The following is a 25,182-nucleotide window of genomic DNA, read 5'->3' as shown; positions in this document are numbered from 1 at the left end:
GCGCGATGACCACCAGCCCGGCCGGCTCGGTGGAATCCCAGCTCCGCGCCTCGGTCGCCCAGTTCGCCGGCCCGGCCCGGGCGGTCGCGACCGGGATCGTCGGCGTCTTCGGCGTCGTCGCCACCCCCGGCGGCGCGCTCCCGCTCGCGTTCGCCCTGCTCGGGCTGACCTTCGGTGCGGGCGTCGCCGACGTCCTCGCCGGACCGCGCACGTCGTTCGCGTTGTCCGTGCTGCGGGCCGGGGCGGTGTGCGCCGCTCAGCCGTGGCTCACCTCGGTGCCCGGCGAGGCGAGCCTGTGGGCGGTCAACGTCCTGACGATCACCGCGATCACGTGGCAGTGGGAGCACCCGCCGCGGCTCACCGGGCCGGCGCTGGTGGCGCTGCTCGCCACGGGAGCCGTCACCGGTCCCGGCTCGTGGCTGCCGGTGGTGCTGCGGGTGGTCGTGGAGACGGTGCTCGCCCGCATCGCGTACGTGGTCCTCGGCCGCTCGGCCGCCCGCACCGACGCGGCCCGCGCCGGGCAGGCGGCGGTCGAGCAGGCGGCGGCGCTGAGCCGGGACCGCCGCCGCCGCGAGCGCGAATACCTGGCCCTCCTGCACGACACGGCCTCGGCGACCTTCCTGGCGGTCGCCTCGGGCGCCACGACCGACCCGGCGGCAGTGGCCGGCTACGCGGCCCACGACCTCGCCATCCTGACCGGCGGCGAAGACCCGGTCGACCTCGAAGCCGGGCTGCGCATGGTGTCGACGGGCCGGTCGCTCCCGGTGGCGGCGGTCTGGGACCCGGTCCCGCAGATCCCGGCCTCGGCGGCACTCGCGCTGGTGCGGGCGGCGGAGGAGGCCCTCCGCAACGCCGAGCGCCACTCGGGTGCTTCGTCGGTCTCGGTGCGGCTGGCGCCGGTGCCGGGCGGGGTGGAGGTGACGGTCGCGGACGACGGAGCCGGCTTCGACCCGGCGCAGGTGCCGCCCTCCCGGAGGGGCGTGCGAGGCTCGGTGGTGGAGCGGATGCGCGCGGCCGGCGGCACGGCGGAGATCACGTCGCGGCCTGGGGCGGGGACGACGGTGACGTTGCGGTGGTCGGGCGAGGCACCGGACTCCGCTGTGGAGAGCGCTGCGGCGCCGAGGCGGACGCATGCCTGACCCCGTCGACGAGCCGCCCGCTCCGCCATCGCGGCCCCGCACCGACGCATCAGGCGAATCGGCCCTTCCGAGCCGGATCCCGACAGAACCGGCAAGCCAACCGGCCGGCACCCCACCACGACACCCCAACGCCGACACACCACCCGAACCCGCCCCACCAACCCGGCTCCTCGCCGAACCCTCCGTCCGGCCTGCCGCGGCCACCCCACCCAGGCAGCCCCCAGCCGAACCGGCAAGCCAACCGGCCGGCACCCCACCACGGCCGCCCCACACCGGCACACCAACCGAACCGGCCCCTCCGAGCCGGATCCCGGCCGAACCGGCGGGCCAGCCAGCCGGCACCGGACCACGGCCGCCCCACGCCGACACATCACCCGAACCCGCCCCACCAACCCGGCTCCCCGCCGAACCCGCTGTCCGGCTTGCCGCGGCCATCCGGGTCGTGCTGCTCGGTGTCACCGCCGTCATCCAGCCCGGGCTCGGGCTCGGTCCCCTCCTCCGCCACCAGTCCGCCTACCGACCGCCCCTCGCCGCCGACCTCGCCTTCGTCGTCCTCGGCGCCGTCACCGCCGGCTGTGCCTGGTGGGTGCTGCGGCGGAAGCCGCTGCCCCTAGCGGTCTCCGTCGCCGGCACCCTGGTCGTCCTGGGCGCCTCCGTCGTCGCGACCGCCGCGCTGCCGCCCGATTCCTTCTTCCGCGAACCGCACTGGTCCTTCGGGCTCGTCGGCTGGCACCTCCTGGTGCTGCTCGCCGACCGCGTGCCCGCGCTCGTCACCGCGCTCGGCGTGCACGCCGCCGCCAGCGTGGCGCAGTTCCTGGTCGCCGGGCCCGTCGCGCGGACCGAGCTCGGGGATGCCGCCATCGTGGTGTTCGGCGTGACCGTCTTCCAGCTCGCCGTCGCCGGGCTGATCAAGCTGCTCGACCGGCGGGCGGGGGAAGCCGCCGCCGCGGGGGCCGAGCGGGAGCGGCTCGCCACCCGGGCCGCCGTCGCCGCGCAGGCCGGGCGGGCGCTGCGGACCGGGTTCGCCGAGCAGCTCGGGGCGACCCTGCCGCTGCTGGCCGGGCTCGCCGACGGGACCGTCGATCCCCGGACGGCGGAGGCGCGGGCCCGGTGCGGGCTGGCCGCCGCGCAGCTGCGGCGGCTCTTCGCGGAGAACGATGACGTGCCCGATCCGCTCGTGCACGAGGTCACCGCCTGCCTCGACGTCGCCGAGCGGCGCGGGGTCGCGGTGGCGCTCGCCGTCAGCGGTGATCCCGTGGCCGTCCCGGCTCCGGTGCGCCGCGAGCTGACCGGGCCGGTGCTCACCGCGCTGGCCGCCGCCCGGACGCGGGCCCGGGTGAGCGTCCTGCGCACGCCCGAACTCGTCCGCGTCGCGGTCGTCGCGGACGGCACCACCGAAATCGGCGGATCGGCGGCGGTCCCCGTCGCGTCCCAGTCCCGGGACGGACAGACCTGGATGGAGGCGCGGTGGCGACCCGAGTGACGGCCGTCGTGGTCGACGACCACCCGGCGGTGCGCGCCGGCGTGGCGTTCTGGCTGGCGGCCGGCGACCCGCCGATCGACGTCGTCGCGGACGGCGAAGACGTCAAGGCCGCCTGGCTGGGCGCGGGCGCGACCGCCGACGTGGTCATCTTCGACCTGCACCTGGGCGGCCCCGCGCCGGCGTTCGGCGACCTGCGGCGGCTCGCGGAGGCCGGGCGCCGGGTCGTCGTCTACTCGATGCGCGCGGACGACGACGTCGCCTTGCAGTGCCTCGAGCTCGGCGCGCTCTGCTACCTGACGAAGGCCGAGGGCGCCGACCACCTGGTGGAGGCGACGCGGGCCGCGGCGCAGGACCGGCCGTACACGCCGCCGTCGCTGGCCGGGGCGCTCGCCGGGGACCGGTCGGAGACGCGGCCCGCGCTCTCGGCGCGCGAAGCCGAGGTGCTCGTCGAGTGGTTCCAGTCCGAGTCGAAGGAGTTCGTCGCGCTCCGGCTCGGGATCTCGCCCAGCACGGTGAACTCCCACCTGGAGCGGATCCGGGTCAAGTACGCGCGCATCGGCCGCGAGGCGCCGACCAAGGCCGCGCTCGTCGCGCGCGCCATCCAGGACGGCCTGATCGGCGTCGACGATCTGTGACCCGCGTGTGGTGCGAACGGCCCACACCGGCGGCGCGGCGCCCGGGTTAGCGTCCCGCTGACGGAGCCGCGAGGGCACCCCGCCGGGTCGCCGCGACTGTCCTGGGGGCGGCCGCGGCGCTCCGGCTCCGCCCCGCCGGAACCCGTCCGGCGGGTTGCACGAGGAGATCCATGAAGCACGTCCGCTCCACCGCCCTGCTCGCCGCCGTCGCCGGCGCCCTCCTGCTCTCCGCGTGCGGTGGCGAGTCCGGCCAGGCGGCCCCCGCCGCGCCGTCCGAGACCCCGGCGGCCCCCGCGCCGGCCACCGCCGGGTCGTCGACGGCCGCGGCCGCCCCGGCCGGTGACGTCACCAAGCCCGGCACCGAACTCAAGCTCGGCGAGCGCGCGGTGGTCCCCTTCAAGTACGGCACGACCAAGTCCGGCACCATCGCGATCACCGTGACGGCGATCGAAAAGGGCGAAAACGCCGACCTGGCGAAGTACGGCGACAAGGCCAAGGGCATCACGCCGTACTACCTGCGCGCGACGGTCGAGAACGTCGACGGCGCCGACCTGTCCTACGCGTCGGTGAGCCTGCGCGCCCTCGGCGCCGACGGCCGCTCGACCGGCGTGATCATCACCGGCAGCACCGACGGCTGCAAGTCCGGCACCGCGGGCAAGGACTTCGCGACGGCGGGCGCGAAGTTCGAGACCTGCACCCTGCAGGGCGCCCGCGAAGGCTCCGCGGTCGAAGCGGCGACCTTCGACAAGGGCGACGGCTACGACAAGTCCCCGGTGGTCTGGAAGAACTGAGCCACCCCCGGTCACGGAATTTTCGCTCATCTGAGCGAAAATTCTGTGAGCCAGGCCACGCGAGAGGCAAAAGGGTGGCAAAAGTGCCCTTCTCCCCATAGCTCTCCCGGCGGCCCCGATCTAGCCTGGGCGCCATGGAATTCGCCGTCGTGCCGACGGATGCCGGTGTGCCCGGCACGCTGGAAGAATTGACGATCGCCGTCGGCGGTCGGCGGCACAGCGCGCTCGCGGCCGGGCCCGGGAACGGCGAGCTCGTGCTCTTCCTGCACGGCTGGCCCGAGTTCGCCGACGCCTGGACCGAGCAGCTGCACGCCCTCGGCGAGGCCGGCTACCGCGCGGTGGCCGTCGACCAGCGCGGGTACGCGGCGGGCGCGCGGCCGGACGGCGTCGAGCACTACACCCTCGACCAGCTGGTCGGCGACGCCCTCGCCTTCGCCGGCAGCCAGGGCGCGGACCGGTTCCACCTGGTCGCCCGCGACTGGGGCGGCATGATCGCCTGGGCGCTCGCCACCGCGCACCCGGAGCGGCTGCGGTCGCTGACCGTGCTCTCCACCCCGCACCCGGCGGCGCTGCGACGGGCGGCCGCGACCGACGACGGGCAGTTCCACGACCTCGGCTACATCCGGTTCTTCCGGCGCGGTGTCGGCAAAGCCGAGAAATACCTCTTACGCGACGAAGCCGCGCAATTACGCGCTGTTTACAGCCGCCGGATTCCGGTCGAAATCGTCGAACGTTCCGTCGCGCGCCTTTCCGAACCGGGCGCGCTGACCGCGACGCTGAATTGGTACCGCGGCGCCACCGACGACGATTTCGACATCCCCGCGGGCCGGATCGCGGTGCCGACGCTCTACCTCTGGGGGCGCGAGGACCCCTACCTCGGCCAGAGCGCCGCCGAGCTGACCGTGCACCACATCGACGCCGAGTACCGCTTCCAGATCCTCGAGGGCGCGAGCCAGTGGATGGCGATGGAGGCCCCGGACGAGGTCATCGCCCTGCTGCTGGACCACATCGGGCGGCACTAGCCGGTCTTGCGCACCAGCCCGGTGTAGCCGACCAGCGCGAGCGTGGCCAGCGCCCAGATCGCCGCCTGGACCGCCCAGATCGCGACGGTGAACGCCTGGCCCGAGTCCAGGCCGGTGTTGAGGTCGCACCGGCCGCGCACCCCCGGGGACAGGGGCAGCCCGCGGTCCAGCCCGACACCGATGAGCTCCACGGTCGTGCACGGCGTGCCGGCCGCGGCCGTGAAGTCCGCGACGCGCTCGGCCGCGTGGTGGCCGCCCTCCCCCACCTGCCCGGCCCAGAGCCCGAGGCCGCCGGCGGCGAGTACCGCGAGCAGCAGCGCCGCCGCCGTGCGGCGCGCGCGGTAGCCGTAGCCCGCGAGCGCGCCCCACAGCCAGTGGAACCGCCGGGCGGGCCAGCCGCCGATGCCTTCGGGCGCCCACCGCTGGAGGTCGCGCTGCTGGGCGATGAGCACGTGCCGGGCGTTGCCGTCGTGGCCCGACGTCCGCTCCACGGCGGCCAGCCGCTGGTACGGGCCGGGCCGGTAGACGGCGGTGTGCCACCGGACCAGGTGCAGCCACTCCTGCCAGGTGGCCGCGCCGAGCGCGCCGAAGCGGAACCCGTCGAGGTCGATCGTCCCCGGGTGCGGGCCGCGGGCCGGTTCCGCGCAGACGACGCCGGCGGGGAGGAAGATCGCCCCCTCGACGACGGCGTCCTCCAGGCTCAAGAGCGTCCCGCCGGCGGTGTGGCCGAGCTTCGCGCCGAGGAGGTTCAGCTGGCCGGTGACGTGCGCGCCGAGCAGCCGGAGGGTGGCCTCCTCACCGGCGCCGGTGGCCCGCATCCCGCTCAGCGACAGGGTTTCCGCCACCCGGCAGCGGTCGGCGTGCAGCGCCGGACCCGCATCGTTGGTGATCTCGGCGTCCTCGAAGCTGACCTGGCCTTCGACCCGCACCCCGGACAGGCTCACCGCGGCCCACCCGGCCGAAGAGGTCGCCTTCAGGCCGGTGAAGTCGAGGTAGTTGCCCACCCGCGAGGCGTCCGCGAGGAACGCGGGACCGGACGCGTTGGCCAGCTCGACGCCGTCGAGCAGCGCCTGGCCGGTGATCTCGGCGCCGTGCAGCCGGATCGCGCCCTCCTCGCCGGCGCCGGTGACCGTCGCGCCCGAGAGGGCCAGGTTGCCGCCGACGTGCAGGCCGTCGGCGTACAGCGCCGGGCTCACGTCGTTGGTCAGCCGCGCGCCCTCGAGGTCCACCCGGCCGCCGATCCGGGCGCCGAGCAGCCGGACCGTGCCCGGTTCCCCGGACCCGCCCGCGGTCAGCTCGTTGGCGCGGAAGTTGCCGTCGACGGCGAGCCGGTCGCCGCTCAGCGCCGCCCCGCTGTCGTTGGTCAGTTCGGCGCCGTCGAGGTAGAGGTTGCCGGCGACGTGCGCGCTGAGCAGGCAGAGCGCGCCGTACTCCCCCGAGGCCCGCGCTGTCAGTCCGTCGGCGTGGAAGCTGTCGCCGACCCGGATGCCGTCGGCGCTCAGTCCCCGGCCGCGGCGGTTGACGACGACCGCGGCGCCGGCGTTGAGCTGGCCGTCGATCCGCGCGCCGAGCAGGCTGATCGCCTCGCCCTCGGCGGCCGCGAGCGCGGTGACGCCGTCGAGCCGCAGGTCACCGGCGTGGAGGCGGTCGGCCTCGAGGGCGGGGCCGGTTTCGTTGGTCAGCACGGCGCCGGTGAGGTCGGCTTCCCCGCCGATCCGGGCGCCGATCAGGCGCAGCGCACCGTCGTCGCCGGCCCCGGTGACCTCCGCCGAGACCAGCCGGACGTCGCCGTCCGCGACGAGGCCGTCGGCGTGCAGCGCGGGCCCGTCCCGGTTGGTCAGCACGGCGTCGTCGAAGCTGACCTGGCCGGTGACGTGCGCGTTGAGCAGGCGGACCGCGCCCAGCTCGCCGTCGCCGGCCGCCCGCAGGCCGACGCACCGCAGGCCGGCGCTCGCCAGCCCGTCGAGGTACACCGCGGGCCCGTCCTCGCCGGTGACGTCGGCATCGCCGAGGTGGACGCGGCCGCCGACCCGGGCGTCCCGCAGGCAGATCGCGCCGTACTCGCCGGAGCCGGTCGCGCGCACGCCGGCGAGGTGGAGGTCGTCATCGATCCGGACGCCGTCGCCGTCGAACCCGGCGATCCGGCTGCCGGACAGGTCGAGCCACGGGAGCCGGCCCCGCCGCACGCTGACCGGGTTCACGACCACGCACCCGGTCAGGGTGAGGCCGGCCTCGGCTTCGACGCGGTCGAGGTTCAGCGTCCCGGCGATCCGGGCGCCTTCGACGCGGACGCCCAGCGGGTCCAGCGGGCCGCGGCGGCCGAGCAGCAGCTCCCGCAGCACGTCGGCGCGGACGGGCGCGTCCGGCGTCGCCACCTCGCCGCGCCGGGCGGCCTCGATCAGCTCGCGCTCGGCCGGCGTCAGCTTGCCGAGCACGGGCAGCGGCGGGAAATCGGTCACCGCACCAATCAACCAGGCGGGCGCAAGGCGGCCAGCAGCAGGTCCGAGTAGTGGTCGCCGATCTGGCGGGCGGTCAGCGAGCCGCCGCGCCGGTACCACGAGCCCAGGTGGTGCACCGAGCCGAAGAAGAAGTCGACGACGACGTCGGCCGGCTTGTCCGTGCGGAACTCGCCCGACGCCTGGCCCTCTTCGACCAGGCCGCGGAAGCGCTCGTGGTACTTGCGGCGCTCGGCGCGCACCGCCTTCCGCTTGTCCGGGGACAGCTGGTGCATGGACTGCAGGAAGATCGTGTTGTCGTCGAGGTTGTCGATGCTGGACACGACGACGTCGGACGCGGCGGCGGCGAGCCGTTCCCGCAGCGGCGCGCCGGAGTCGGCGACGCTCTCCAGCTGCCGGGTCTGCTCGCGCAGGACGCGGGCGTAGATCTCGTAGAGCAGGTCGTCCTTGGAGTCGAAGTAGTGGTACATCGCGCCTTTGGTGACGCCCGCGGCCTCGACGATCTCCTGGACGGACGTGCGGTCGAAGCCCTTCTTGGCGAACAGCTTCGTGGCGTGCTCCAGCAGCCGCCGGGGCACGGCGGCCTGGTCGTCGCCCGTCGCCTCGCCCGGCTTCCGGGTGCTTGCTCGGGTCACCGCGCGACCCCCTCTCCGATCGGACGCACCAGGATAACGGCTCAGCCCGCCGGGGACAGGAACCGCCGGGGGTTGTCCACGAGCATCGTCGTGATGTCCGTTTCGGACACCCCGCGCTCCCGCAGCGCGGGCAGCACGTCCCGGGTGATGTGCAGGTAGTGCCAGTTCGGCGTGAGCACGGGCAGCTGCTCGGCGGGCAGCCAGTCGATGTAGCAGGACGCGTCGTGCGAGAGCACCATGCTGCCCGCGTAGCCGCGCTCGCACATCGCCGCGACGGTGTTCACCCGCTCCTCGAACGGCAGCAGCAGGTCCAGGCCGAACCGGTCCATCCCGAGCAGCGACCCGCGGTCGGCGAGCTCGGTGAGGTACCCGAGGTCCGTCGAGTCCCCGGAGTGCCCGATCAGCACCCGGCTCAGGTCGACACCTTCGTCCTCGAAGACGTTCTGCTGCTCCAGCCCGCGCCGGGTGCCGGCGTGCGTGTGCGTCATGATCGGCGTGCCGGTCTCGGCGTGCGCCTTCGCCACCGCGCGCAGCACGCGTTCGACGCCGGGGGTGACGCCGGGTTCGTCGGTGGCGCACTTGAGGAGCCCGGCCTTGACGCCGGTGCCGGCGATCCCGTCCCGGATGTCCCCGACGAACATCCCGACGAGCGGGTCTTCGCCCTGCAACAGCGTGCCTGGCCCGCGGAAGTGCAGGTAGTGCGGCACGTCGTTGTAGGTGTAGAGCCCGGTCGCGACGACGATGTTGACCTCGGTCCCGGCGGCGACCCGCTGCACGCGCGGGATGTACCGGCCGAGCCCGATCACCGTCGGGTCGACGATCGTGTCGATCCCGGCTTCCTTCAGCTCCTGGAGCCGCCGGATCGCTTCGGGGACGTGCTCGTCCTCGCGGAACCCTTCGTGCTCCGGGTAGTTCTGGACGAATTCCGGGCTGAGCACGAAGAGGTGCTCGTGCATGAGCACCCGGCCCAGCGCTTCCGGCGCGATCGCGCCGCGGGCGGTCTCGACCATCAGCCCCTCGCCCGCAGTTCGCGGCGGAGGATCTTGCCGCTGGTGGTCTTCGGCAGTTCGTCGAGCACCACGACGGTGCGCGGGTACTTGTAGGCGGCGAGCCGTTCCTTGCACCACGCCACGAGTTCCGCCGGATCGGCGGCCACTCCCGGCGCCGGGCTGACGTACGCCTTGACGGTCTCGCCGCGGTACTCGTCGGCGATCCCGACGACGGCGGCTTCACGGACGGCCGGGTGCGTGTAGAGGACGTCCTCGACCTCGCGCGGCCAGACCTTGAAGCCCGACGCGTTGATCATGTCCTTCTTGCGGTCGACGACGTAGACCCAGCCGCGCTCGTCCATGAACCCGATGTCGCCGGTGAGCAGGCGCCCGCCGGGCAGGGCCTCGGCGGTGGCGTCCGGCCGGTTCCAGTAGCCCGGGACGACCATCGGGCCCTCGACGGCGATCTCCCCGGGCTGCCCGAACGGCAGCTCTTCGCCGTTCTCGCCGAGGATCCGGACGATCGTGTCCGGCACCGGCAGGCCGATCGAGATGGTGCCCGACTCCGGGTCGATCGGCGCTTCGAGGGTCCCCGGGACGACGACGCAGCCCGCGGTGGTCTCGGTGAGGCCGTAGCCGTTGTGGATGTAGTGCCCGGTCTTCGCGCGGAACGCCTCGACGACCGCGGGCGGCAGCGCGGCACCGCCGGAGTACAGCAGCGCGAAGGACGCGAAGTGCTCGCGGCTGAAGGACGGGTGGGCCATCAGCGCCATGTACGCCGTGGACGGCCCGACCGTGTACGACGGCCGGTGCTCCAGGAAAGCGTCGAGCACGACGCCCGGCTCGAAGCGGTAGGCCAGGGCGAGGGTGCCCTCGATGTCGATCGCGGAGCCGAGTTCGCAGACCATGCCGGTGATGTGGAACAGCGGCGCGAGCCCGAACAGCGTCGAACCGGCGGGCAGGCCGCTGAACGAGCCGAGCCCGGCGGCGTTGGTGCCGATGTTGCCGTGGGTGTTGGTGGCGCCCTTCGGCGTGCCGCTGGTGCCGGAGGTGTAGCTGATCAGGGCGGTGTCGTCGAGCGCGAAGGCGGGTTCCGGCGGCTTCTCCCCCGGCGTGTTCGCGGCTTCGAGGAGTTCGGTGGCGCCCGGCGTCTCCTCCTTCTCGACCTTGGCCAGCACGCGCTCGTCGTCGCGGGTCTGGAACTCGAGTTCGCTGGTGGTGAGCGAGATTTCGACGGAGCTGCCTTCGGCGGTCTTCGCGATGTAGGCGTTCCAGCCGCGCTGCGAGCAGACGATCGCCTTGACGCCGGCGTCGGTGAGCACGTGGGTCAGCTCGCGCTCGCGGTACATCGGGTTGACCGGGACGACGATCCCGCCGGCCTTCCACGCGCCGAGCAGCGCGATCACGAACTGCGGGATGTTCTGCAGCACCAGCGCCAGCCGGTCGCCGCGCGCGAAGCCGTTCCGGGTCAGGTAGCGCGCGACGCCGTCGGAAAGCCGGTCGAGGTCCCGGTAGCTCAGCCGCGCGTCGAAGTACGCGATGGCCGCCCGGTCGGGGACGTGGTCCGCGGCGCGGCGGAACGATTCGGGCAGCGTCGTCGGCTTGGCCGGTCCCGCGTCCCGCACCCGTTCGTCGTAGCTCGCGAGCCAGGGCTTCGCGTCGTACCAGCTCATCCAGTGACCTCCTTTGGACACCGACCGGTCGGTATGCCGACGCTAGGAGGCGACGGCGGCCACGTCAAGACCCGGCTTTCGCGGGAATCGCACAAGCCGCCTTTCACTGCGTAATACGGACCGCGGTTCGGAATGGTTCAGCATCTCTCCGTTTGCCGTTTCCCACTGGACAAATCGCTGGTGGAGCCGCCACGATGACCTTCGCGGCCCAGTCGGCCGCGCCATTCGGAACAACCGCGCGCTGCCCGTGTGGACCCTCTCTGTTCACGCTAACTTGGAGTGATTCATGCCTGCTACCGGTGGACGGCACCGCCTCTCTCGGCGGACGAAGATCGCGACGGCGGCCCTCGGCCTCGGCATCGCGGCGGGAGCGCTGGTGATCGCGACGACCGTCGGCGACCCCGGCGCCGCCAGCGCGGCGTCGGGCGGGCAGATCACCTGCCCGGACGTGGCGAGCCGGCTCCCGGCGATCCCGGCCCAGGCGCAAGCCGAGGTCCAGCGCAACCTGCAGCTGCTGGACACCCAGATCGCCGAAGCCGACAACCGGCTCGTCACGACCGAAGGCCAGGGCGGGCCCAACTTCGTCCAGAACGCGATCCTCGGGCCGCTGCAGGACAAACGCGCGTCGACGATCGACCGGATCGCCATCGCCATCGGCCGGCAGGGCGAGAAACCGCAGAACCTCGGCGGCCTCGCGGCGTGCTCGCTGGGCGGCCAGGCCGGCTCCGGGGCGGCTTCGTCGCAAGCACCGGCCCCCGCACCCCCGCCCGCGCAGGACACCGCCGCCGGCCAGATCACCTGCCCGGACGTGGAAAGCCGGCTCCCGGAAATCCCCGCGCAGGCCCAGGCCGAAGTCCAGCGCAACCTGGAGCTCCTGGACACGCAGATCGCCGAAGCCAACAACCGCCTCGTCACGAGCGCCGGCGAAGGCGGCGCGAACTTCGTCCAGAACGCGATCCTCGGCCCGCTGGAGGACAAGCGCGTCGCGACGATCAACCGCATCGCCACGGCGATCGGCCGCAACGCCGAGAAACCGCAGGGCCTGGACGCACTGGCGCCCTGCAGCCGCTGATCGTCAGCTCGCGGCCAGTGCGCTGATCCGCAGGAATCCCGTCGCGGACAACGTCACCCGCACCTCCGCGGTCACCACGGGATCGAACTCGAGCGTCGTCGGGTCGCCCGAGCCGTTCCCCCAGGTGATCCGGAGGTTCCGCACCGGCTCCCACCCCCGCGCGGTGCGGACGGTGACCTCGGCCGCCGTCGGCAACGCGTGCTTCGCGTCGACGACGAACCGGGCGGTGACCACGCCGATCCGCCGCGCCGCGGGCCAGGCCAGCGACACCCAGTCCCGCGGCCGCGGCCGGCTCACCGCGGCCAGCGTGGCAGTCGCCGGCTTCAGGTAGAAGTTCGACCAGCCGGTCGCCGGGTCGCCGTCCAGCATCGCCGCCGGCAGCGTGTCCGGCGCACCGGAGTAGCTCGCGTCCGCGGCGGTCACCACGACCGGCGCGGGCGACTCCACCGCCCGCGCCCCGGGCCCGTTGCGCTGCCCGGAGCCGGTGCCCGGCAAGGTGATCCGGCCGGGCACCAGCCCCGGCGCGGTCGCCGTCACCGTGATCGGGCCGCGGCCGCCGGTCGCCGCGATCACCGCCACCGCCTGGCCCTTGAACGCGGGGATCGTCGGCTGCTGGTAGCTCTGCGCCAGTTCCTGCCTGCCGTTGTCCACCCCGGCCACCCGCCCGGGACCGCGGACGCCGAACCGCAGCACCGGTTCGCCGCCGGGCACGACCACGCCCCTGGCGTCCACGACGGACGCCGTCACGAACGCCATCGCGCCGCCCTCGGCCCGGTCCGGTGCGGTCAGCGTGATCGCGTGCGCGGGCCCGGCGGTGACGATCCGGTCGCGGGCCACCTCCCGGCCGCCCGCGCGGGCGATCGCGGTCAGCGTGCCGGGTTCGAACGGCACCGTCCAGGTCAGGTGCAGCTTGCCGGAGCCGCCGTTCGGGCTGGTGTAGCTGCCCGAGGGGTCGTTCTTGTCGTCGCCCGGCGGCTCGGCCGTCTCCAGGTACGGCCGTCCGTCCACAGTGGTCTTCCGGGTGAAGCTCCTGACGCCGAGCGAACGCCCGTTGAGCACCAGCTCGACGGTGTCCACAGTGGAGTAGACCCAGACCGCGACCGGTTCGCCCGGCCGGTGCCCGGTCCAATCCACCGGTGCCAGGTGCACCATCGGTTCCGCCGTCCACTGGCTGCGGAAGAGGTGGAAGGCGTCCTTCGGCAGGCCCGCGCTGTCGATCGCGCCGAAGAACGACGTCTTGACCGGGAACACGTCGTACGGGGTCGGCTCGCCGAGGTAGTCCTGCCCGGCCCAGAGGAACTGGCCCTGGCAGAACTTCCGGTCCCGGTCCTTCTTGAGCGAGTACTCGCCGCTGAAGGTCCACGAGGCCAGGTTGTTGTCGTAGGACGACGTCGCCCGCTTGCCCGGAGTGTGGTTCTCCCCGGTGTTGAGCAGGTCCGGGTCCTGGTACACCCCGCGCGTCGAGGTCTCCGACGACGATTCCGACTCGAAGAAGAACTTGTCCGGGTACGCCGCGTGCAGCCCGTCGATCGACTGCGCGGTGTTGTAGTTGACGCCGAGGCCGTCGAGCTGCCGCAGGATCAGGTCCTGCGGCGAGCCCGGCGCGGGCACGCTCCGGTAGCGGTCGGACCCCATGATCACCGGCCGGGTCGGATCGATCGCCCGGACCGCGGCGATCAGGCCGGCCGCGATGGCCGGGCCGCCCGCCATCGACGCGTCCGGCACCTCGTTGCCGATCGACCACAGCACGACCGACGGCGAGTTCTTGGCCGAGTGCACCATTTCCGCGATGTCGCGCCCGCTCCACGCGTCGAAGTCGCGGTGGTAGTCGTACTCGACCTTGCCGGTCCGCCAGCAGTCGAACGCCTCGACCATCAGCAGGATCCCGAGCCGGTCGCAGATCGCCACCAGCTGCGGGTCGGGCGGGTTGTGCGCGGTCCGCAGCGCGTTGACGCCCATCGCGAGCACCAGCCGCATCTGGTGCTCCAGCGCGGCCGCGTCGATCACCGCGCCGAGCGCGCCCTGCGTCGAGTGCAGGTTGACCCCGCGCAGCTTCATCGGCACGCCGTTGAGCGAGAACCCGTTGTCCGGGTGGAATTCGAAGTGGCGGAACCCGAAGTCCGTGGTCGTCGTGTCGGCCACGCGCCCGGCCACGACGACGTCGGTCCGCACCCGGTACCGCCGGGGCCGCCCGGTCGACCACAGCTGCGGCGCGGCGACCTTCGGCGTGGTCACCGCCGTCGCCGTCCGGCCGGCGGGGACGGCCACGGTCGCCGACCCCTCGGCCGCCACCCGGCCGGCCGGGTCGGTGACCGTCGTGCGCACCTCGGCCACCACGGTGGCGGCGGAGTCGTTCGCGACGTCCGTGGCCACCCGCACGGTCCCGCCGCCGCCGGCGATGTCCGGGGTGGTGACGAACGTGCCGTGCCGGGCGACGTGCACCGGGTCGGTCACGACCAGCCGGACGCGGCGGTAGATGCCGCTGCCGGAGTACCAGCGGCTGCTGGGCAGCGGGTTCACCGCCCGCACGGCGAGGACGTTCGGCGTCCGCCCGTCGGTGTGCAGCTTGCCGGTGAGGTCGAAGGCGAACCCGGTGTAGGCGTACGGGTGGTTGCCGAGCAGCTCGCCGTTCAGGTACACGTGCGCGTCCGAATAGACGCCGTCGAACTCGACCGACACGCGCTTCCCGCCGAGCGAGGGCGGCAGGGTGAACGACTTGCGGTACCAGCCGAGGCCGCCGCGGAAGAAGCCGGACGCGCTGCTGGTGCCGCCCCGCGGGGTCGGCGGGAGCTCGATGCTCCAGTCGTGCGGGACGTCCACGGCCTGCCACGCCGAGTCGTCGAAGCCGGGCCGCGGGGCATCGGCGAAGCGGCCGTCCGGGTCGGTGACGCCGTCGGGGTTCGCGAGGGCGAACCGCCAGCCGGTGCCGAGGTCGGTGCTCCGCCCGGTGATCGCGAGGTCCGGCCGCGTGAGCACCTCGGCGGCCCTGGCGACCGGCGCGAACGCGGAGGTGACGACGGCGGCGCCGGCTCCCCCCAGCACCATGCGTCGGCTCGGTCGCGGCGAGTTCGGCATCGGGCAGTCCCTTCCGGCGGCGGCACTGACGGGCGGAAAGCACTATCGCACAAGGGTTTCCGATCGATCAAAGGCTTCGATCATTTCGACCTCAGCACGTGCGCCGGACGTACCCGGGTGCGCCTGCGGGAACGACGTCGCGGTCGCGGCGGACGATGCCGAGCGAGCCACCCCAGCGGGCGCAGGCGGTCGCGAGGCCTTCGTCGGTGTACTCGACCACGACGACGTGGGCACCGAACGCGGCCGTGTACTCGTCGCAGTTCTCCTGCTCACCGCATTCTTCGGCGACGGCGAAGTCGAGCCCGTTCTCCTGGCGCCGCCCGGCCAGTTCGGACGCGTTCTTCTGCCCGACGGCCAGGCCCTTCTCGTGCGCGTGCGCGGACAGCAGGCGCACGAAGGCCTGGGCGTCGGCGGCGGAGAGGAGACCGTGCGAGCGGGTGTAGCTGTCGTAGTTGTCGGGCTCGACCGCCCGGAAGCCCCGGGCCGCGCAGTCGTCGACCCAGGCGCCGACCTTCGCCGCGACGCGTTCGCGCTTGTCCGGCGTCCGCAGGTCGAGCAGCGCCTCGTCCCAGTCCTCGTCGATCACCGGCTCGCCGTTCGCGTCCCGGAGCACCAGGTCGCCCCACTCCCCCTCGGCACCCGGCTGGGCCTGGAAAGCGTTGACGTAGCAGATGGTGTAGCGCCCCGCGGCGGGTGCGGCGGCGTGGTCGCGGCTGACCACCTCGACACCGTCCGCCGGCGGGTAGGCGCCGCCGATCTGGTAGTCGAAGCCCGCCCGCACCGGCGGCGGGCTCACGACGGACGGCGCCGGCGGGACCGCGGCCGGCGGCCCGGCGGGCGAGCAGGCGGTGCCGCCGGCGACGGCCGCGGTCAGGCCCAGGGCGACGAGGAGGGGTCTCACCACCGCGACTCTAGAAGCCGCTCAGGTCCGGTCCAGCAGCGCGGCGACGTTCTTCCGGTCCGCGCCCAGGCGCACGTAGAGGCCCGCCCACTGCTTGTCGATCTCCGTGGGCGCGACGCCGTCGCAGTACGCCTTGCCCGCGTTGGCGGTGTAGTAGCGGAGCACCGCGAGCGTGTCGTCGGTGCGCCGGAGCGCGTCGTCGGTGTAGCGGGGCCCGGGTGCCTGCGGCTGGTGCCGCAGGCAGCTGAGCTGCCGGAGGACGCCGCCGTCGGTTTCGTCGTCGAAGCGGGGTCCCGGACCGGGGGCGGGCGCGGTGCACGCCGTGGCGATGGCGGCGCAGAGCGCCACGGCCCCGAGCAGGGGGCGGGTGGTGCGGCTCATCGGGTCCCTCCCAGTTTCGCCAGCGCGGCCCGCGCGGCCGGTGCGCCGGTGGCGGAGAAGTGCGGGTTGATCCGCAACGCCTCGGTGAGCGCGGCGACGGCCTCGGCGGTCCGGCCGAGCCCGGCGAGGATCATGCCGCGGTGGTAGGCGACCGCGGCGCTGCGCCAGCCCGTGCTCGCGGCGCGGCCGGCGTAGGTGAGGGCTTCGGCGTCGCGGCCGTTCAGGTGCAGGGCCCAGGCCACCGCGTCCGCGACGAACACGGGCTGCCGCCGCGCCCACTCCGCCTGGGCGAGTTCGAGCGCCTGCCGGGCGTTCCCGCGGTCGACGGCGACCAGGGACGCCTCGAGGTCGATATTGGCCCCGGCCTCGGCGTCGACCCGTTGCTGCCGCTCGATGACCGCGTACTGACGGGCCGCCGGCTCCGGCGCACCCGCCGACGTCAGCAGCAGCGCGTACTCCTGCAGGTTGTCGAGGTTCGGCTGCCGGGAGACGAGGTCTTCGAAGCCGGCCAGCGCTTCGCCGGTCCGGCCCCGGGCCGCCAGCACGGTCGCCCTCCCCTGCAGCAGCGGCGCCGCGTCCGGGACCGCGCGCAGGCCCGCGTCGAAGTGGCGCTGCGCGGTGTCGAGGTCGCCGTTGTCGAAGGCGAGCTTTCCCAGCAGGTGGCGGCAGAACACGACGTCGCCGGGGTCGACGGCGTCCGCGAGCGCCCGGTCGAGCGCGTGCCGGGCGTCTTCGACGCGGCCGTGCAGCTCGAACTCGTACGCGGCGCGGGTGAACGACGAGACGCCCGGTTTGAGGTCCAGCATGCGCTGCAACGCGGTCGTGGCGGCCTCGGTGTCGCCGAGCTGGGTGTAGGCGTCGGTGAGCACGCCGTACACCGCCGCGCTGTCCGGGAGCACGTCCCGGGCCTGGAGGCCCCAGTCGCGGGCGGCGGCGAAGTCGTGCCGCGCGTTGGCGAGCGCGCCCAGGCCGGCCAGCGCGGTCCCGTTGCCGTCGGGCTGCTGCGCCACGGATTTGCGCAGCGCCTCTTCGGCTTTCGGGTAGTAGGTGGGATCCGCCTTGGCGCGCGCCGCCTCGACGTACGCGGCGCCGAGCTCGGCCCACGTCCGCGGATCGTGGTCGCGCTTCGCGAGCTTGTCCCGCGCGGTCGTGATCGCCCGGTCGAGGGCGCTCGGCGCACCGGCGGCCACGACGGCCGGGCCCGGCGGCCCGGGGTCGAGCAGCACGGCGGCACCGAGGGCGAGCAACCCGGCGACGGCGGCGATGCGGGCGCGCGGCCCCCGGCGCACGCTCGGTGGTGTATCGGACATCGGACATCCCTCTCGGAGTGGGGCGGTGACCGCCGGCGCGCCGGCGGCCACCGGGCGGCGGGTCAGCGCGAGTTGACCGCCTTGTTGTTGGGCAGCGCGACGTACGGGAACGCCGTGCCGAACGGAACGTTGTTCGCGTCGACGCGGTCCCCCGCGGCGAGCGCCTGGACGGGACCGCTGACGGCGGCACCCTCCAGCACCTGCAGGCTGATGTCGAGCACGTCGTCGGCCAACCGGCGGCCGTTCGGGAACCCCTGGCGGTCACCCCCGAGCAACCCGAGCCGGCTGGGCTGCGCGACCGGCGCGATCGACGTGTTCAGCCGCAGCTGCTCCGACGGCGCGAAGTTCGCCGGGTTGACGTCGAGGTTGTTCAGCTGGGAGTTGAGGTCCAGGTTCCCGAGCTGGGTGCCGAACTTCGTGGTGATCCCGTACAGGAAGATCTCCACGAGGTCGTTGCGCGGCGTGGCCGGCGCGGGGATGCCGTAGATCCGCTGGACGAGCGCGGGCACCTCCGGGACGTTGATCCGGTTCACCAGCGCCGGCACCGTGCGGTCCTGCTCCGGCAGCAGCGAGTTGAACTTGTCCTTCAGCCCCGCGGGCACCACGACCTCGTTGACCAGCGGGTTCCCCAGGCGCGACACCTGGACCTCGGACCCGCTCGACTGCTGCGTTCCCGGGGACCGCAGCGTGATCGAGTAGCGCTCGGTGTCGCTCCAGACCCCGATGTTCGGGTTCCGGGTGGGGTTCCCCGCGAGCGTCAGCGCGCTCTTGGGCACCTGCAGCGCCACGGTGTTCACGTTGTAGCCGGCCACGGTGTCCTGCCCGACCTCGGACAGGTTGCCGCCGTAGAGCAGGTCGAAGACCCGCAGGTCGAGGAAGAACGGGTCGTCGGCCTGCCCGGCGAAGCTCTGCCCGCCGCCGGGGATGCCGGTGACGGCCTGGTTCCGCAGCACCCCGTAGTTCGGCATCGACGCCGGCCCGACGTTCGACGGCGCGACCTTCGCGCCGCTGGCCAGGGTGGTCACCCGCCCGTTCGGCCGGTCGATCAGCGTCAGCGTGTACGTCTGGCGGAACAACAGGTCCGGGTCGTCCAGCGACGTCACCGGGTCGTCGTTGTAGAGGAAGGTGTCGTTCCCCCGCCGGTCGTCGGTGCGGAAGTCCCACCGGTAGGTGAGGTCCGCCTTCGCGTCGCCGTTGTTGTCGATGTTGAGGTCGTAGTGGGCGTCGGTGGCCCACGGGTAGAAGGTCGGGCCCCCGTTGGGTTCCTCGAACGGGTACCAGTTCGCGATGAGCGTGACGGTGTCCGGCTTGTCGGGACTGACGAACGCGTACACATCGGTGTTGTCGACCGGCGGATCGCCGGAGATCAGCGGCGCTTCCCGGTGACTCGACGCGAGCGCGGGCCCGGCGGGCACCCCGGCCAGCGAGCTCACCAGCACGGTGCACCCGGCCGCGAGCGCCAGAGCCGCTCTCCGCCGGGTGGTGTGGCGTGTGGACATTTCCTTTCCTCTCCCAAGAGGAACGTCGCCCGCGGACGCGGGCCGTCCGCCGATGGTGGGTGGCACCGTCAGTGGGGAAGTTGTGGAAATGTTGCGGCAGGCCGGTCACGTCCACAGTGGACACGGCGCGGTCAGCGGCTCCGGGACCAGGCGCCGGCGTCGTCGGTGTACCGCACGAGCAGCCGCGCGAACCGGACGCGATCCTCCGGCGGCCAGTCCGCCGTGATCGCTTCGAACGCCGCACGCTGCTCGGCGGCAAAACGCTCTCGCTCGGCTTCACCGCGTTCCGTCAGCTCCAGCACGGTCCGGCGGCCGTCGGCCTGGGAAGCCGCCCGCCGCACCAGGCCGTCGGCGATGCAGGCCGCGACCGTGCGGCTGGCCACCGGCTGCGCGACACCCATCTCGGTGGCGAGCCCGCCGACGGTCATCTCGCCGGGGGCGTCGGCGACCACGTTCAGCACCAGGTTGCGGGACAGGTCCCGGCCCGAAGCCGGGGTGCGCCGGCGCAGCCGCGACAACGCCGGCCCGATCCGGTCCAGCAGGAGGTCGTCGGTGGAACGCGCGCTGCTCACCCCCGGATCGTAGTACCTCCCGCATTTGCATGCCAGTCGCTAACTGCATATCATTAGGTATGTAACTGCGAACCAGGAAGCGAGGCCACCATGGCCACCACCGCCATCACCGGAGCCCGGGTCTTCGACGGCGAGAAGATGCTGGGAGTGCGGACCGTCGTGCTCGACGGCCGGAAGATCCGCCAGGTCGGCGGCGACGTGCCCGACGGCGCCGAGGTCGTCGACGGCCGGGGCGCGACCCTGCTGCCCGGCCTGATCGACGCGCACGTCCACTCCGCGCCCGGCTCCCAGGCGCTGGCCCTGCGGTTCGGCGTCACCACCGAGCTGGAGATGCAGGGCCTGAACACCCGCGAAAACCGGGCGCACATCAGCGAGGACGACACGGTGGCCGACATCCGGTCGTCCGGGTTCGCCATCACCCCGCCCGGCGGCCACCCCAGCGAACTGATGCCGGAGGGGTTCCGGCCGGCCGGCGACCTGCCGCCGGTCATGCCGCTGATGCCGTTCTCCACCACGCCGGAGCAGGCCGCCGCGTTCGTCCCGCAGCTGCTCGCCCGCGGCTCCGACTACATCAAGTTCATGATCGACGACGGCAGCGTCGAGGGGCACCCCGGGCTGCCGATGCTCGACCAGGCCACGCTGAACGCCGGGGTCGCCGAGGCGAAGAAGTACGGCGCCCTCACCGTGGCCCACACCCTGACCCTCGATGCCACCCGGATGGCCGCCGAGGCCGGCGTCGACGGGGTCGTCCACGTGTTCATGGACCGCCCGCACACCACGGAGATCGTGGACCTGATCGCCGAAGCGGGGATGTTCGTCGTGCCGTGCGTCTGCCTCGACGCGTCGATGATGGGCATCACCGGCAGCGACCTCGCCGACGACCCCCGGGTCGCCCGCCGCCTCGACGGCAAGTGGGAGGAAACCCTGCGGTCCAGCTACGACCGCTACCCGCAGGGCGAGCTCGAGGACGTGCTGGCGACCGTCGGGGCGCTGGCCGCCGCGGGCGTCGACATCCTGGCGGGCACCGACGCGTCCATGGCGGAGACCTTCTTCGGCGGCCTGGCCCACGGCGCCAGCCTGCACCGGGAGCTGCGGTACCTCGTGGCCGCCGGCCTGACCCCGGCCCAGGCGCTGCGCGCCGCGACCGCGACCACGGCCCGCCGCTTCGGCCTCACCGACCGCGGCCGCGTCGCCGAAGGACTGCGCGCCGACCTCCTGCTCGTCGACGGCGATCCGACGACCGACGTCGGCGGCACGCTCGACATCCGGGCGATCTGGCGGCGGGGCAGCATGCTCAAGGAGTCGTGACGCCGGCGTTCTTGCGGTTGGCGTGGAAGCGCGCCTTCTTCTGCCGGTTCCCGCACGTGTTCATGTCGCACCACCGGCGGGTGCGGCTTTGGCTGGTGTCGAAGAAGGCGGCTTGGCAGGTCGGCGACGCGCACAAGGCCAGCTTCCCGTCCCGCTCGCCCGAAATGATGCCGATCGCGTCGGCCGCGATCACGCCGAGGGCGTCTTCGACGCGGGACGGCGAGCTGAGCTGCCACCGCCGCTCGCCCCCGGGCGTCAGGACGGCGGTGGCCCGGCCTTGGGTGCTGCGGTCGTTGATGACCCGGACCGCCGCGGCCGGGAGCGCCGCCCCGGTCGCGGCCGCCGTCGCGGCGGCGTGGATCGACTCCCGCAGCTCCCGGGCGAGGCCGAGCTGGGCGGCGGTGCAGGAGTCCACGGCGAGGCCGCTCACCGCCAGCCAGTCGACGAGCCGCCGCGGCACGGGGATGCGCTCCACGGCGTCGCCGCGGCGCTCGGTCAGCGTCGCCGTGAAGCTGGTCGCCAGCACGCTACCGAGGCGGAAGTCGGGGAACTCAGCACGCATGGAACCACCTTAGCCGGTTGCAGCCGGGTGCGGCGCCGTGTTAGAACCACCTAAGCCGGTTCCGCAATGGTCAGGAGGTCTCATGCCCCGTCCCACCAGCGACGTGCACGTGTTCGAAGCCCACGCCACCGACGCCGAGCTCGACGACCTGCGCGCGCGGCTCGCCGCCGCGCGGCTCCCGGAGGCCGAGACGGTCCGGCACCGGTGGGGCCAGGGCGTCCCGCTCGCCGACCTCGTCGAGCTCGTGGACTACTGGCGCACCGGGTACGACTGGCGGGCGTTCGAAGCGCGCCTCGACCGGATCGGCCAGTTCCGCACGACCATCGACGGGCTGGGGATCCACTTCCTGCACCGCCGGTCCCCGCGCGCGGACGCCACTCCCCTGCTCCTGACGCACGGCTGGCCGGGCAGCATCGCCGAGTTCGTCGACGTGGTGGCCGAGCTGGCCGATCCGGGCGACGCGGCCACGCCGGCGTTCCACGTCGTGGCCCCGTCACTGCCCGGCTTCGGTTACAGCGACAAGCCGGCCACCACCGGGTGGGGAACCGAAAAGATCGCGGCCGCCTGGGTCGAACTGATGGACCGGCTCGGCTACCCCGAGTTCACCGCCCACGGCGGCGACTGGGGCGGCAACATCACCACGGTCCTCGGCGGCCGGTTCCCGGACCACGTGCTCGGTATCCACACGCTGTTCGCCGAAGGACCGCCCGGCCTGACGACGGACGGGCTGACGCCGGTCGAGCGCGCGTGGGCCGAGGAGACCCGCGATTTCTGGCACCACCGCGCGGCGTACGCGAAGCAGCAGGCGACCCGGCCGCAGACCATCGGCTACTCGCTCGTCGACTCACCGGTCGGGCTGCTCGCCTGGATCCTCGACAAGTTCGCCGAGTGGTCGGACACCGGAGACAGCCCGTTCGAGACGATTTCCCGCGACCGCGTCCTCGACGACGTCACCCTGTACTGGCTGACGCGAACCGGCGCGTCGGCGGCCCGCATCTACTACGAAAGCCACAACTCGCTCGACCCCGAGCTCCGGGTCGACGTCCCGGCGGCGATCACCATGTACCCCCGCGACATCGAGAAGTGCCCGCGCCCGTGGGCGCGGGAGCGGTACCGCCGGATCGTCCGGTGGAACGCGCCCGAAGCGGGCGGGCACTTCCCGTCGCTGGAGGTCCCCCGGTACTTCGTCGACGACCTGCGTGAAGGTCTCGCGGCGGTGCTGGCCGACCGGCGGTCGTACGCCCTCGGCTGACCGTCCGGTCCCCGATGCCCCCAATGTGGCGTCGGGTGCATCCAACGCACCGAACGCCACATTGGGTGCGCTGGACGCACCGAACGCCACATCGGGGCGCGTCAGCAGCCGCGGTGGTACGCCACCGCGCGGGGCCGGCCGGTGTCCGGCCACGTGATCGTGGCCGCCAGTGCTCCGTCGTCGGTGAGGCCCGCCGGGCGCGGGGCCGCGTTGAAATCGGGGTCGCCGGCCAGATCGGCGGTGGGTACGCCGTTCTCCCACACGCGGAGTTCGTAGTTCTCGGGGCCGAACGTGTGGGCCACGCCGGCCATCGTCGTGCCGGCGTCGACGAACAGCGTGTCGGCGGCTTCGGCGGTCGTGTGCACCACGTGGCCGTCCAGGTCCGCCTCGATGGCGACCATCGTCAGCTCGGGCGTCACGACCGAAGCGGCGATGCGGCCGCCGTGGAAGGCCTCCAGCAGGACCGAACCGCCGGGGTACAGCGGCGGGAGCTGCCGGTAGCCGCCGCCTGCGGCGCGGACGAACACCTCGCCCGAGCGCTCGCCGACGTCGGTGTAGAGCAGGACGCGGCCCTGCTCGTCGACGTCGACCGGGTAGGTGTCGTAGAGGTGCTGGGGATCCGGGTTCAGGACCTCGGCCGTGCCGGGCCGCGCGGCGGCCCAGAGCACCGGGTGGACGTCGCCGCCGAACTCGCCGTAGGCGACGCCGATGACGTCCCCGGCGTTGTTGACGTGCGTGGCCTTGGCGGACCGGAACCCTTGCGGCATGGGCAGGTTCACGTACTGGCCGCCGCGGTACACGACGGGTTTCGCGGCCCACCACTCCCCGGTTCCGCCGTCCCCCACGACGTCGCCGGAGGAGTTGATGTCGCGCACCTCGGCCAGGCGGAACGACGAAACGATCTGGCCGCCGTGCCACCGCACCTGCGAATACGCGTTGTCGCCGCGCACGGACCCGACGAACCAGTCGCCTTCCGCCGCCGCGAACACGTCGCTGCTGGTGTACGGCGCCGGGAGCGCCAGCGGTGTCATCGCCCAGGTGCAGCCGGCCGCGGCCGCGGGCGCCTGCAAGCCGGGCAAGCAGGCGGCGCCGAGCAGCGCCACCGATGCGAGAGTGCGTTCGAACATGGTTCCCCCCGGGATTCGGCCGACACCGCGCCCACGCCCGGCGCCCCGCGGCGGTTTGACCGCCGGGCACACCACCACCCGAACGGCTCAGCCGCCGGCGTGACCTTCACCGCTCCAGGGCGCTCACGAACATCGCGGCGACGGCGGCCCGGTGCTCGGGGCGGTCCGCCCACCGCAGGCGGCGCCCGGCCTCGACCACCACGCCGAAGCCGGCGTGCACCAGCACCCGCGCCTGGCGTGCGTCGAGGTCGGGGCGGGCTTGGCGCAGGTGCTGCTCCCAGACGGCGATGTGCTCGCGCTGCGCGGCCACCAGCGGGCGGCGCAAGCCGTCGGGCAAGCCGGCGATCTCGGCGTCGGCCACGCTGGTGAGGGCGTGGTGCTCGAAGCTGTACGCCACGTAGGTCGCCGTCAGCGCGATCAGGGCGTCCCGCGCGCCGGTCACGCCGCGCAGGTTGTGCTCGACCGCCTGGGCCAGCAGGCCGGCCGCCTGCAGGCACGCCGCCGCCAGGATGTCGGCCTTGCCGGGGAAGTACCGGTAGAGCCCGGACGGCACCAGCCCCACGGCTTCGGCGATCATGCCGTTGGTGACGGCGGCGAACCCGGCCCGTTCGAACAGCGGGATGGCGGCCGCGAGGATCTCCGACCGCCGCGTGCGCGGGAGGGGCAGGGCGGGCAGTTCGACGAGGGGCCCGCCCGGAAGCGCCTGCCGGGTGTCGGTCGCGGCGACGCGCAGCGCGGAAGCCAGCAGGAGGTCTTCGACGCGCCGCCGGGCGATCGAGTTGTGGTGCATCGTCACGGAGCCGATCGCGCCCAGGGCCGCCACCGCCCGCAGGTGCTCGTCGGGCGAGGGGTGCTCACGGCGGACCGCGGCCGCCACCCGGCCGACGACGTGCCCGAACTTCCCCTTGAGCACGCGGCGGTCGTCGCGGTCGAGGTAGCGGGCCTCCCACCGGTACAGGCCACCCGCCCCGCGGTGGGCGACGGTGACCCGGGTGACGGCGGCCAGGACGTCCGCGAGCGGCCCGTCCGGCGGCACCTCCGCGAGGGCCGCGCCGAGCCGGTCCACCATGACGTTCGCGCACTCGGCGAACAGCGCGTACTTGTTCGGGAAGTGCCGGTACAGCGCGGCCGCGGTGATGCCGACGCCGGCCGCGATCTCCTCCATGGACGCCGAGTGGTAGCCGCGTTCGCTGAACAGCGTGGCCGCCGCCTCGACGATGAGCTGCTTGCGGTTGCGCGGCCGGGCCGCCGCGGCCGGCCCGGCCGTCACCGCGGCCGCCGGGCGGGGGTGCGCGGGAGC

General features: G+C 73.6%; 21 protein-coding genes. 8 read left to right on the top strand and 13 right to left on the bottom strand.

Going from position 1 to position 25,182, the window contains the following annotated elements:
* Positions 1–5 precede the first annotated feature (5 nt).
* The 5 genes from AB5J73_RS29370 (at position 6) to AB5J73_RS29350 (ending at position 5,070) form a co-directional block, all read left to right on the top strand.
* Entirely contained in the window at positions 6–1,139 is a 1,134-nt protein-coding gene (locus AB5J73_RS29370; RefSeq protein WP_370961904.1) for a sensor histidine kinase, read from the top strand.
* A gap of 442 nt (positions 1,140–1,581) precedes the next feature.
* A complete protein-coding gene (locus AB5J73_RS29365) occupies positions 1,582–2,622 on the top strand; it encodes a hypothetical protein (RefSeq protein ID WP_370961903.1) in 1,041 nt (346 codons plus the stop codon).
* Positions 2,607–3,257: a response regulator gene (locus tag AB5J73_RS29360; RefSeq protein ID WP_370961902.1), complete on the top strand. Its 651-nt coding sequence runs from the start codon at positions 2,607–2,609 to the stop codon at positions 3,255–3,257. The genes AB5J73_RS29365 and AB5J73_RS29360 overlap by 16 nt, the downstream gene beginning before the upstream one ends.
* A 170-nt stretch (positions 3,258–3,427) precedes the next feature.
* Complete coding sequence (locus AB5J73_RS29355; protein ID WP_370961901.1) at positions 3,428–4,048, top strand: hypothetical protein; 621 nt, start codon at positions 3,428–3,430, stop codon at positions 4,046–4,048.
* A 134-nt stretch (positions 4,049–4,182) separates the two neighbouring features.
* Positions 4,183–5,070: an alpha/beta fold hydrolase gene (locus AB5J73_RS29350; protein ID WP_370961900.1), complete on the top strand. Its 888-nt coding sequence runs from the start codon at positions 4,183–4,185 to the stop codon at positions 5,068–5,070.
* Here AB5J73_RS29350 and AB5J73_RS29345 read toward each other — a convergent pair.
* Genes AB5J73_RS29345 through AB5J73_RS29330 form a run of 4 tightly spaced genes read right to left on the bottom strand, consistent with a single transcriptional unit; the run spans position 5,067 to position 10,823 of the window.
* Positions 5,067–7,529 (bottom strand): hypothetical protein, encoded by a 2,463-nt coding sequence (locus AB5J73_RS29345; RefSeq protein ID WP_370961899.1) that lies wholly within the window; start codon positions 7,527–7,529, stop codon positions 5,067–5,069. The two genes, AB5J73_RS29350 and AB5J73_RS29345, sit on opposite strands and share 4 nt — an antisense overlap.
* 8 nt (positions 7,530–7,537) lie before the next feature.
* Positions 7,538–8,161: a TetR/AcrR family transcriptional regulator gene (locus AB5J73_RS29340; protein ID WP_370961898.1), complete on the bottom strand. Its 624-nt coding sequence runs from the start codon at positions 8,159–8,161 to the stop codon at positions 7,538–7,540.
* A 41-nt stretch (positions 8,162–8,202) separates the two neighbouring features.
* Positions 8,203–9,171 carry a phosphotriesterase gene (locus AB5J73_RS29335; protein ID WP_370961897.1) on the bottom strand — a complete coding sequence of 323 codons (969 nt, stop codon included), beginning with the start codon at positions 9,169–9,171 and terminating at the stop codon, positions 8,203–8,205.
* Positions 9,171–10,823 carry an AMP-binding protein gene (locus tag AB5J73_RS29330; protein ID WP_370961896.1) on the bottom strand — a complete coding sequence of 551 codons (1,653 nt, stop codon included), beginning with the start codon at positions 10,821–10,823 and terminating at the stop codon, positions 9,171–9,173. The genes AB5J73_RS29335 and AB5J73_RS29330 overlap by 1 nt, the downstream gene beginning before the upstream one ends.
* 286 nt (positions 10,824–11,109) lie before the next feature.
* On the opposite strand from AB5J73_RS29330, the gene AB5J73_RS29325 reads away from it, so the two are divergent.
* Positions 11,110–11,895, top strand: a complete 786-nt coding sequence (locus AB5J73_RS29325) for a hypothetical protein (RefSeq protein WP_370961895.1) — start codon at positions 11,110–11,112, stop codon at positions 11,893–11,895.
* 3 nt (positions 11,896–11,898) lie between these two features.
* Here AB5J73_RS29325 and AB5J73_RS29320 read toward each other — a convergent pair whose 3' ends face one another.
* The 6 genes from AB5J73_RS29320 to AB5J73_RS29295 all read right to left on the bottom strand — a co-directional run bounded on the left by AB5J73_RS29320 (position 11,899) and on the right by AB5J73_RS29295 (position 19,633).
* Positions 11,899–14,940, bottom strand: a complete 3,042-nt coding sequence (locus AB5J73_RS29320; protein WP_370961894.1) for a glycoside hydrolase family 2 TIM barrel-domain containing protein — start codon at positions 14,938–14,940, stop codon at positions 11,899–11,901.
* Between the two features lie 121 nt (positions 14,941–15,061).
* A complete protein-coding gene (locus tag AB5J73_RS29315) occupies positions 15,062–15,871 on the bottom strand; it encodes an endo alpha-1,4 polygalactosaminidase (protein WP_370961893.1) in 810 nt (269 codons plus the stop codon).
* 21 nt (positions 15,872–15,892) lie between these two features.
* The gene (locus AB5J73_RS29310; protein ID WP_370961892.1) at positions 15,893–16,252 is read right to left on the bottom strand and encodes a hypothetical protein; all 360 of its coding nucleotides are present in this window, start codon (positions 16,250–16,252) and stop codon (positions 15,893–15,895) included.
* On the bottom strand, positions 16,249–17,562 hold the full coding sequence (locus AB5J73_RS29305; RefSeq protein WP_370961891.1) for a tetratricopeptide repeat protein: 1,314 nt from the start codon (positions 17,560–17,562) through the stop codon (positions 16,249–16,251). The genes AB5J73_RS29310 and AB5J73_RS29305 overlap by 4 nt, the downstream gene beginning before the upstream one ends.
* Before the next feature lie 62 nt (positions 17,563–17,624).
* A complete protein-coding gene (locus tag AB5J73_RS29300; RefSeq protein ID WP_370961890.1) occupies positions 17,625–19,061 on the bottom strand; it encodes a DUF4331 domain-containing protein in 1,437 nt (478 codons plus the stop codon).
* 131 nt (positions 19,062–19,192) lie between these two features.
* Positions 19,193–19,633 (bottom strand): MarR family winged helix-turn-helix transcriptional regulator, encoded by a 441-nt coding sequence (locus tag AB5J73_RS29295; RefSeq protein WP_370961889.1) that lies wholly within the window; start codon positions 19,631–19,633, stop codon positions 19,193–19,195.
* A gap of 90 nt (positions 19,634–19,723) precedes the next feature.
* Between AB5J73_RS29295 and AB5J73_RS29290 the strand changes: the two genes are divergently transcribed.
* A complete protein-coding gene (locus AB5J73_RS29290) occupies positions 19,724–20,941 on the top strand; it encodes an amidohydrolase family protein (RefSeq protein ID WP_370961888.1) in 1,218 nt (405 codons plus the stop codon).
* Here the strand turns inward: AB5J73_RS29290 and AB5J73_RS29285 are convergent.
* Positions 20,928–21,503, bottom strand: coding sequence for an ABATE domain-containing protein (locus AB5J73_RS29285; protein ID WP_370961887.1), 576 nt, complete (start codon positions 21,501–21,503; stop codon positions 20,928–20,930). The two genes, AB5J73_RS29290 and AB5J73_RS29285, sit on opposite strands and share 14 nt — an antisense overlap.
* Before the next feature lie 82 nt (positions 21,504–21,585).
* On the opposite strand from AB5J73_RS29285, the gene AB5J73_RS29280 reads away from it, so the two are divergent.
* Positions 21,586–22,755, top strand: coding sequence for an epoxide hydrolase (locus AB5J73_RS29280; RefSeq protein ID WP_370961886.1), 1,170 nt, complete (start codon positions 21,586–21,588; stop codon positions 22,753–22,755).
* Between the two features lie 101 nt (positions 22,756–22,856).
* Here the strand turns inward: AB5J73_RS29280 and AB5J73_RS29275 are convergent, their stop codons facing one another.
* Together AB5J73_RS29275 and AB5J73_RS29270 are read right to left on the bottom strand one after the other, a co-directional pair.
* Positions 22,857–23,882 (bottom strand): hypothetical protein, encoded by a 1,026-nt coding sequence (locus tag AB5J73_RS29275; protein ID WP_370961885.1) that lies wholly within the window; start codon positions 23,880–23,882, stop codon positions 22,857–22,859.
* 106 nt (positions 23,883–23,988) lie between these two features.
* Positions 23,989–25,152, bottom strand: coding sequence for a TetR/AcrR family transcriptional regulator (locus AB5J73_RS29270; RefSeq protein WP_370973378.1), 1,164 nt, complete (start codon positions 25,150–25,152; stop codon positions 23,989–23,991).
* Positions 25,153–25,182: the final 30 nt, after the last annotated feature.

This window comes from Amycolatopsis sp. cg9 (genome assembly GCF_041346945.1).
In the GTDB taxonomy this organism is placed as follows: domain Bacteria; phylum Actinomycetota; class Actinomycetes; order Mycobacteriales; family Pseudonocardiaceae; genus Amycolatopsis.
The sequence above is the reverse complement of the archived record's forward strand: the minus strand, read 5'-3'. Positions and strand labels throughout refer to the sequence as shown.

Bases quoted from the DNA above. Each gene is read 5' to 3' on its own strand.
- AB5J73_RS29305 (WP_370961891.1), bottom strand. From the start codon at position 17,562: ATGTCCGATACACCACCGAGCGTGCGCCGGGGGCCGCGCGCCCGCATC.
- AB5J73_RS29300 (WP_370961890.1), bottom strand. From the start codon at position 19,061: ATGTCCACACGCCACACCACCCGGCGGAGAGCGGCTCTGGCGCTCGCG.
- AB5J73_RS29285 (WP_370961887.1), bottom strand. From the start codon at position 21,503: ATGCGTGCTGAGTTCCCCGACTTCCGCCTCGGTAGCGTGCTGGCGACC.
- AB5J73_RS29310 (WP_370961892.1), bottom strand. From the start codon at position 16,252: ATGAGCCGCACCACCCGCCCCCTGCTCGGGGCCGTGGCGCTCTGCGCC.
- AB5J73_RS29355 (WP_370961901.1), top strand. From the start codon at position 3,428: ATGAAGCACGTCCGCTCCACCGCCCTGCTCGCCGCCGTCGCCGGCGCC.
- AB5J73_RS29280 (WP_370961886.1), top strand. From the start codon at position 21,586: ATGCCCCGTCCCACCAGCGACGTGCACGTGTTCGAAGCCCACGCCACC.
- AB5J73_RS29325 (WP_370961895.1), top strand. From the start codon at position 11,110: ATGCCTGCTACCGGTGGACGGCACCGCCTCTCTCGGCGGACGAAGATC.
- AB5J73_RS29330 (WP_370961896.1), bottom strand. From the start codon at position 10,823: ATGAGCTGGTACGACGCGAAGCCCTGGCTCGCGAGCTACGACGAACGG.
- AB5J73_RS29370 (WP_370961904.1), top strand. From the start codon at position 6: ATGACCACCAGCCCGGCCGGCTCGGTGGAATCCCAGCTCCGCGCCTCG.
- AB5J73_RS29290 (WP_370961888.1), top strand. From the start codon at position 19,724: ATGGCCACCACCGCCATCACCGGAGCCCGGGTCTTCGACGGCGAGAAG.
- AB5J73_RS29350 (WP_370961900.1), top strand. From the start codon at position 4,183: ATGGAATTCGCCGTCGTGCCGACGGATGCCGGTGTGCCCGGCACGCTG.
- AB5J73_RS29320 (WP_370961894.1), bottom strand. From the start codon at position 14,940: ATGGTGCTGGGGGGAGCCGGCGCCGCCGTCGTCACCTCCGCGTTCGCG.
- AB5J73_RS29335 (WP_370961897.1), bottom strand. From the start codon at position 9,171: ATGGTCGAGACCGCCCGCGGCGCGATCGCGCCGGAAGCGCTGGGCCGG.
- AB5J73_RS29275 (WP_370961885.1), bottom strand. From the start codon at position 23,882: ATGTTCGAACGCACTCTCGCATCGGTGGCGCTGCTCGGCGCCGCCTGC.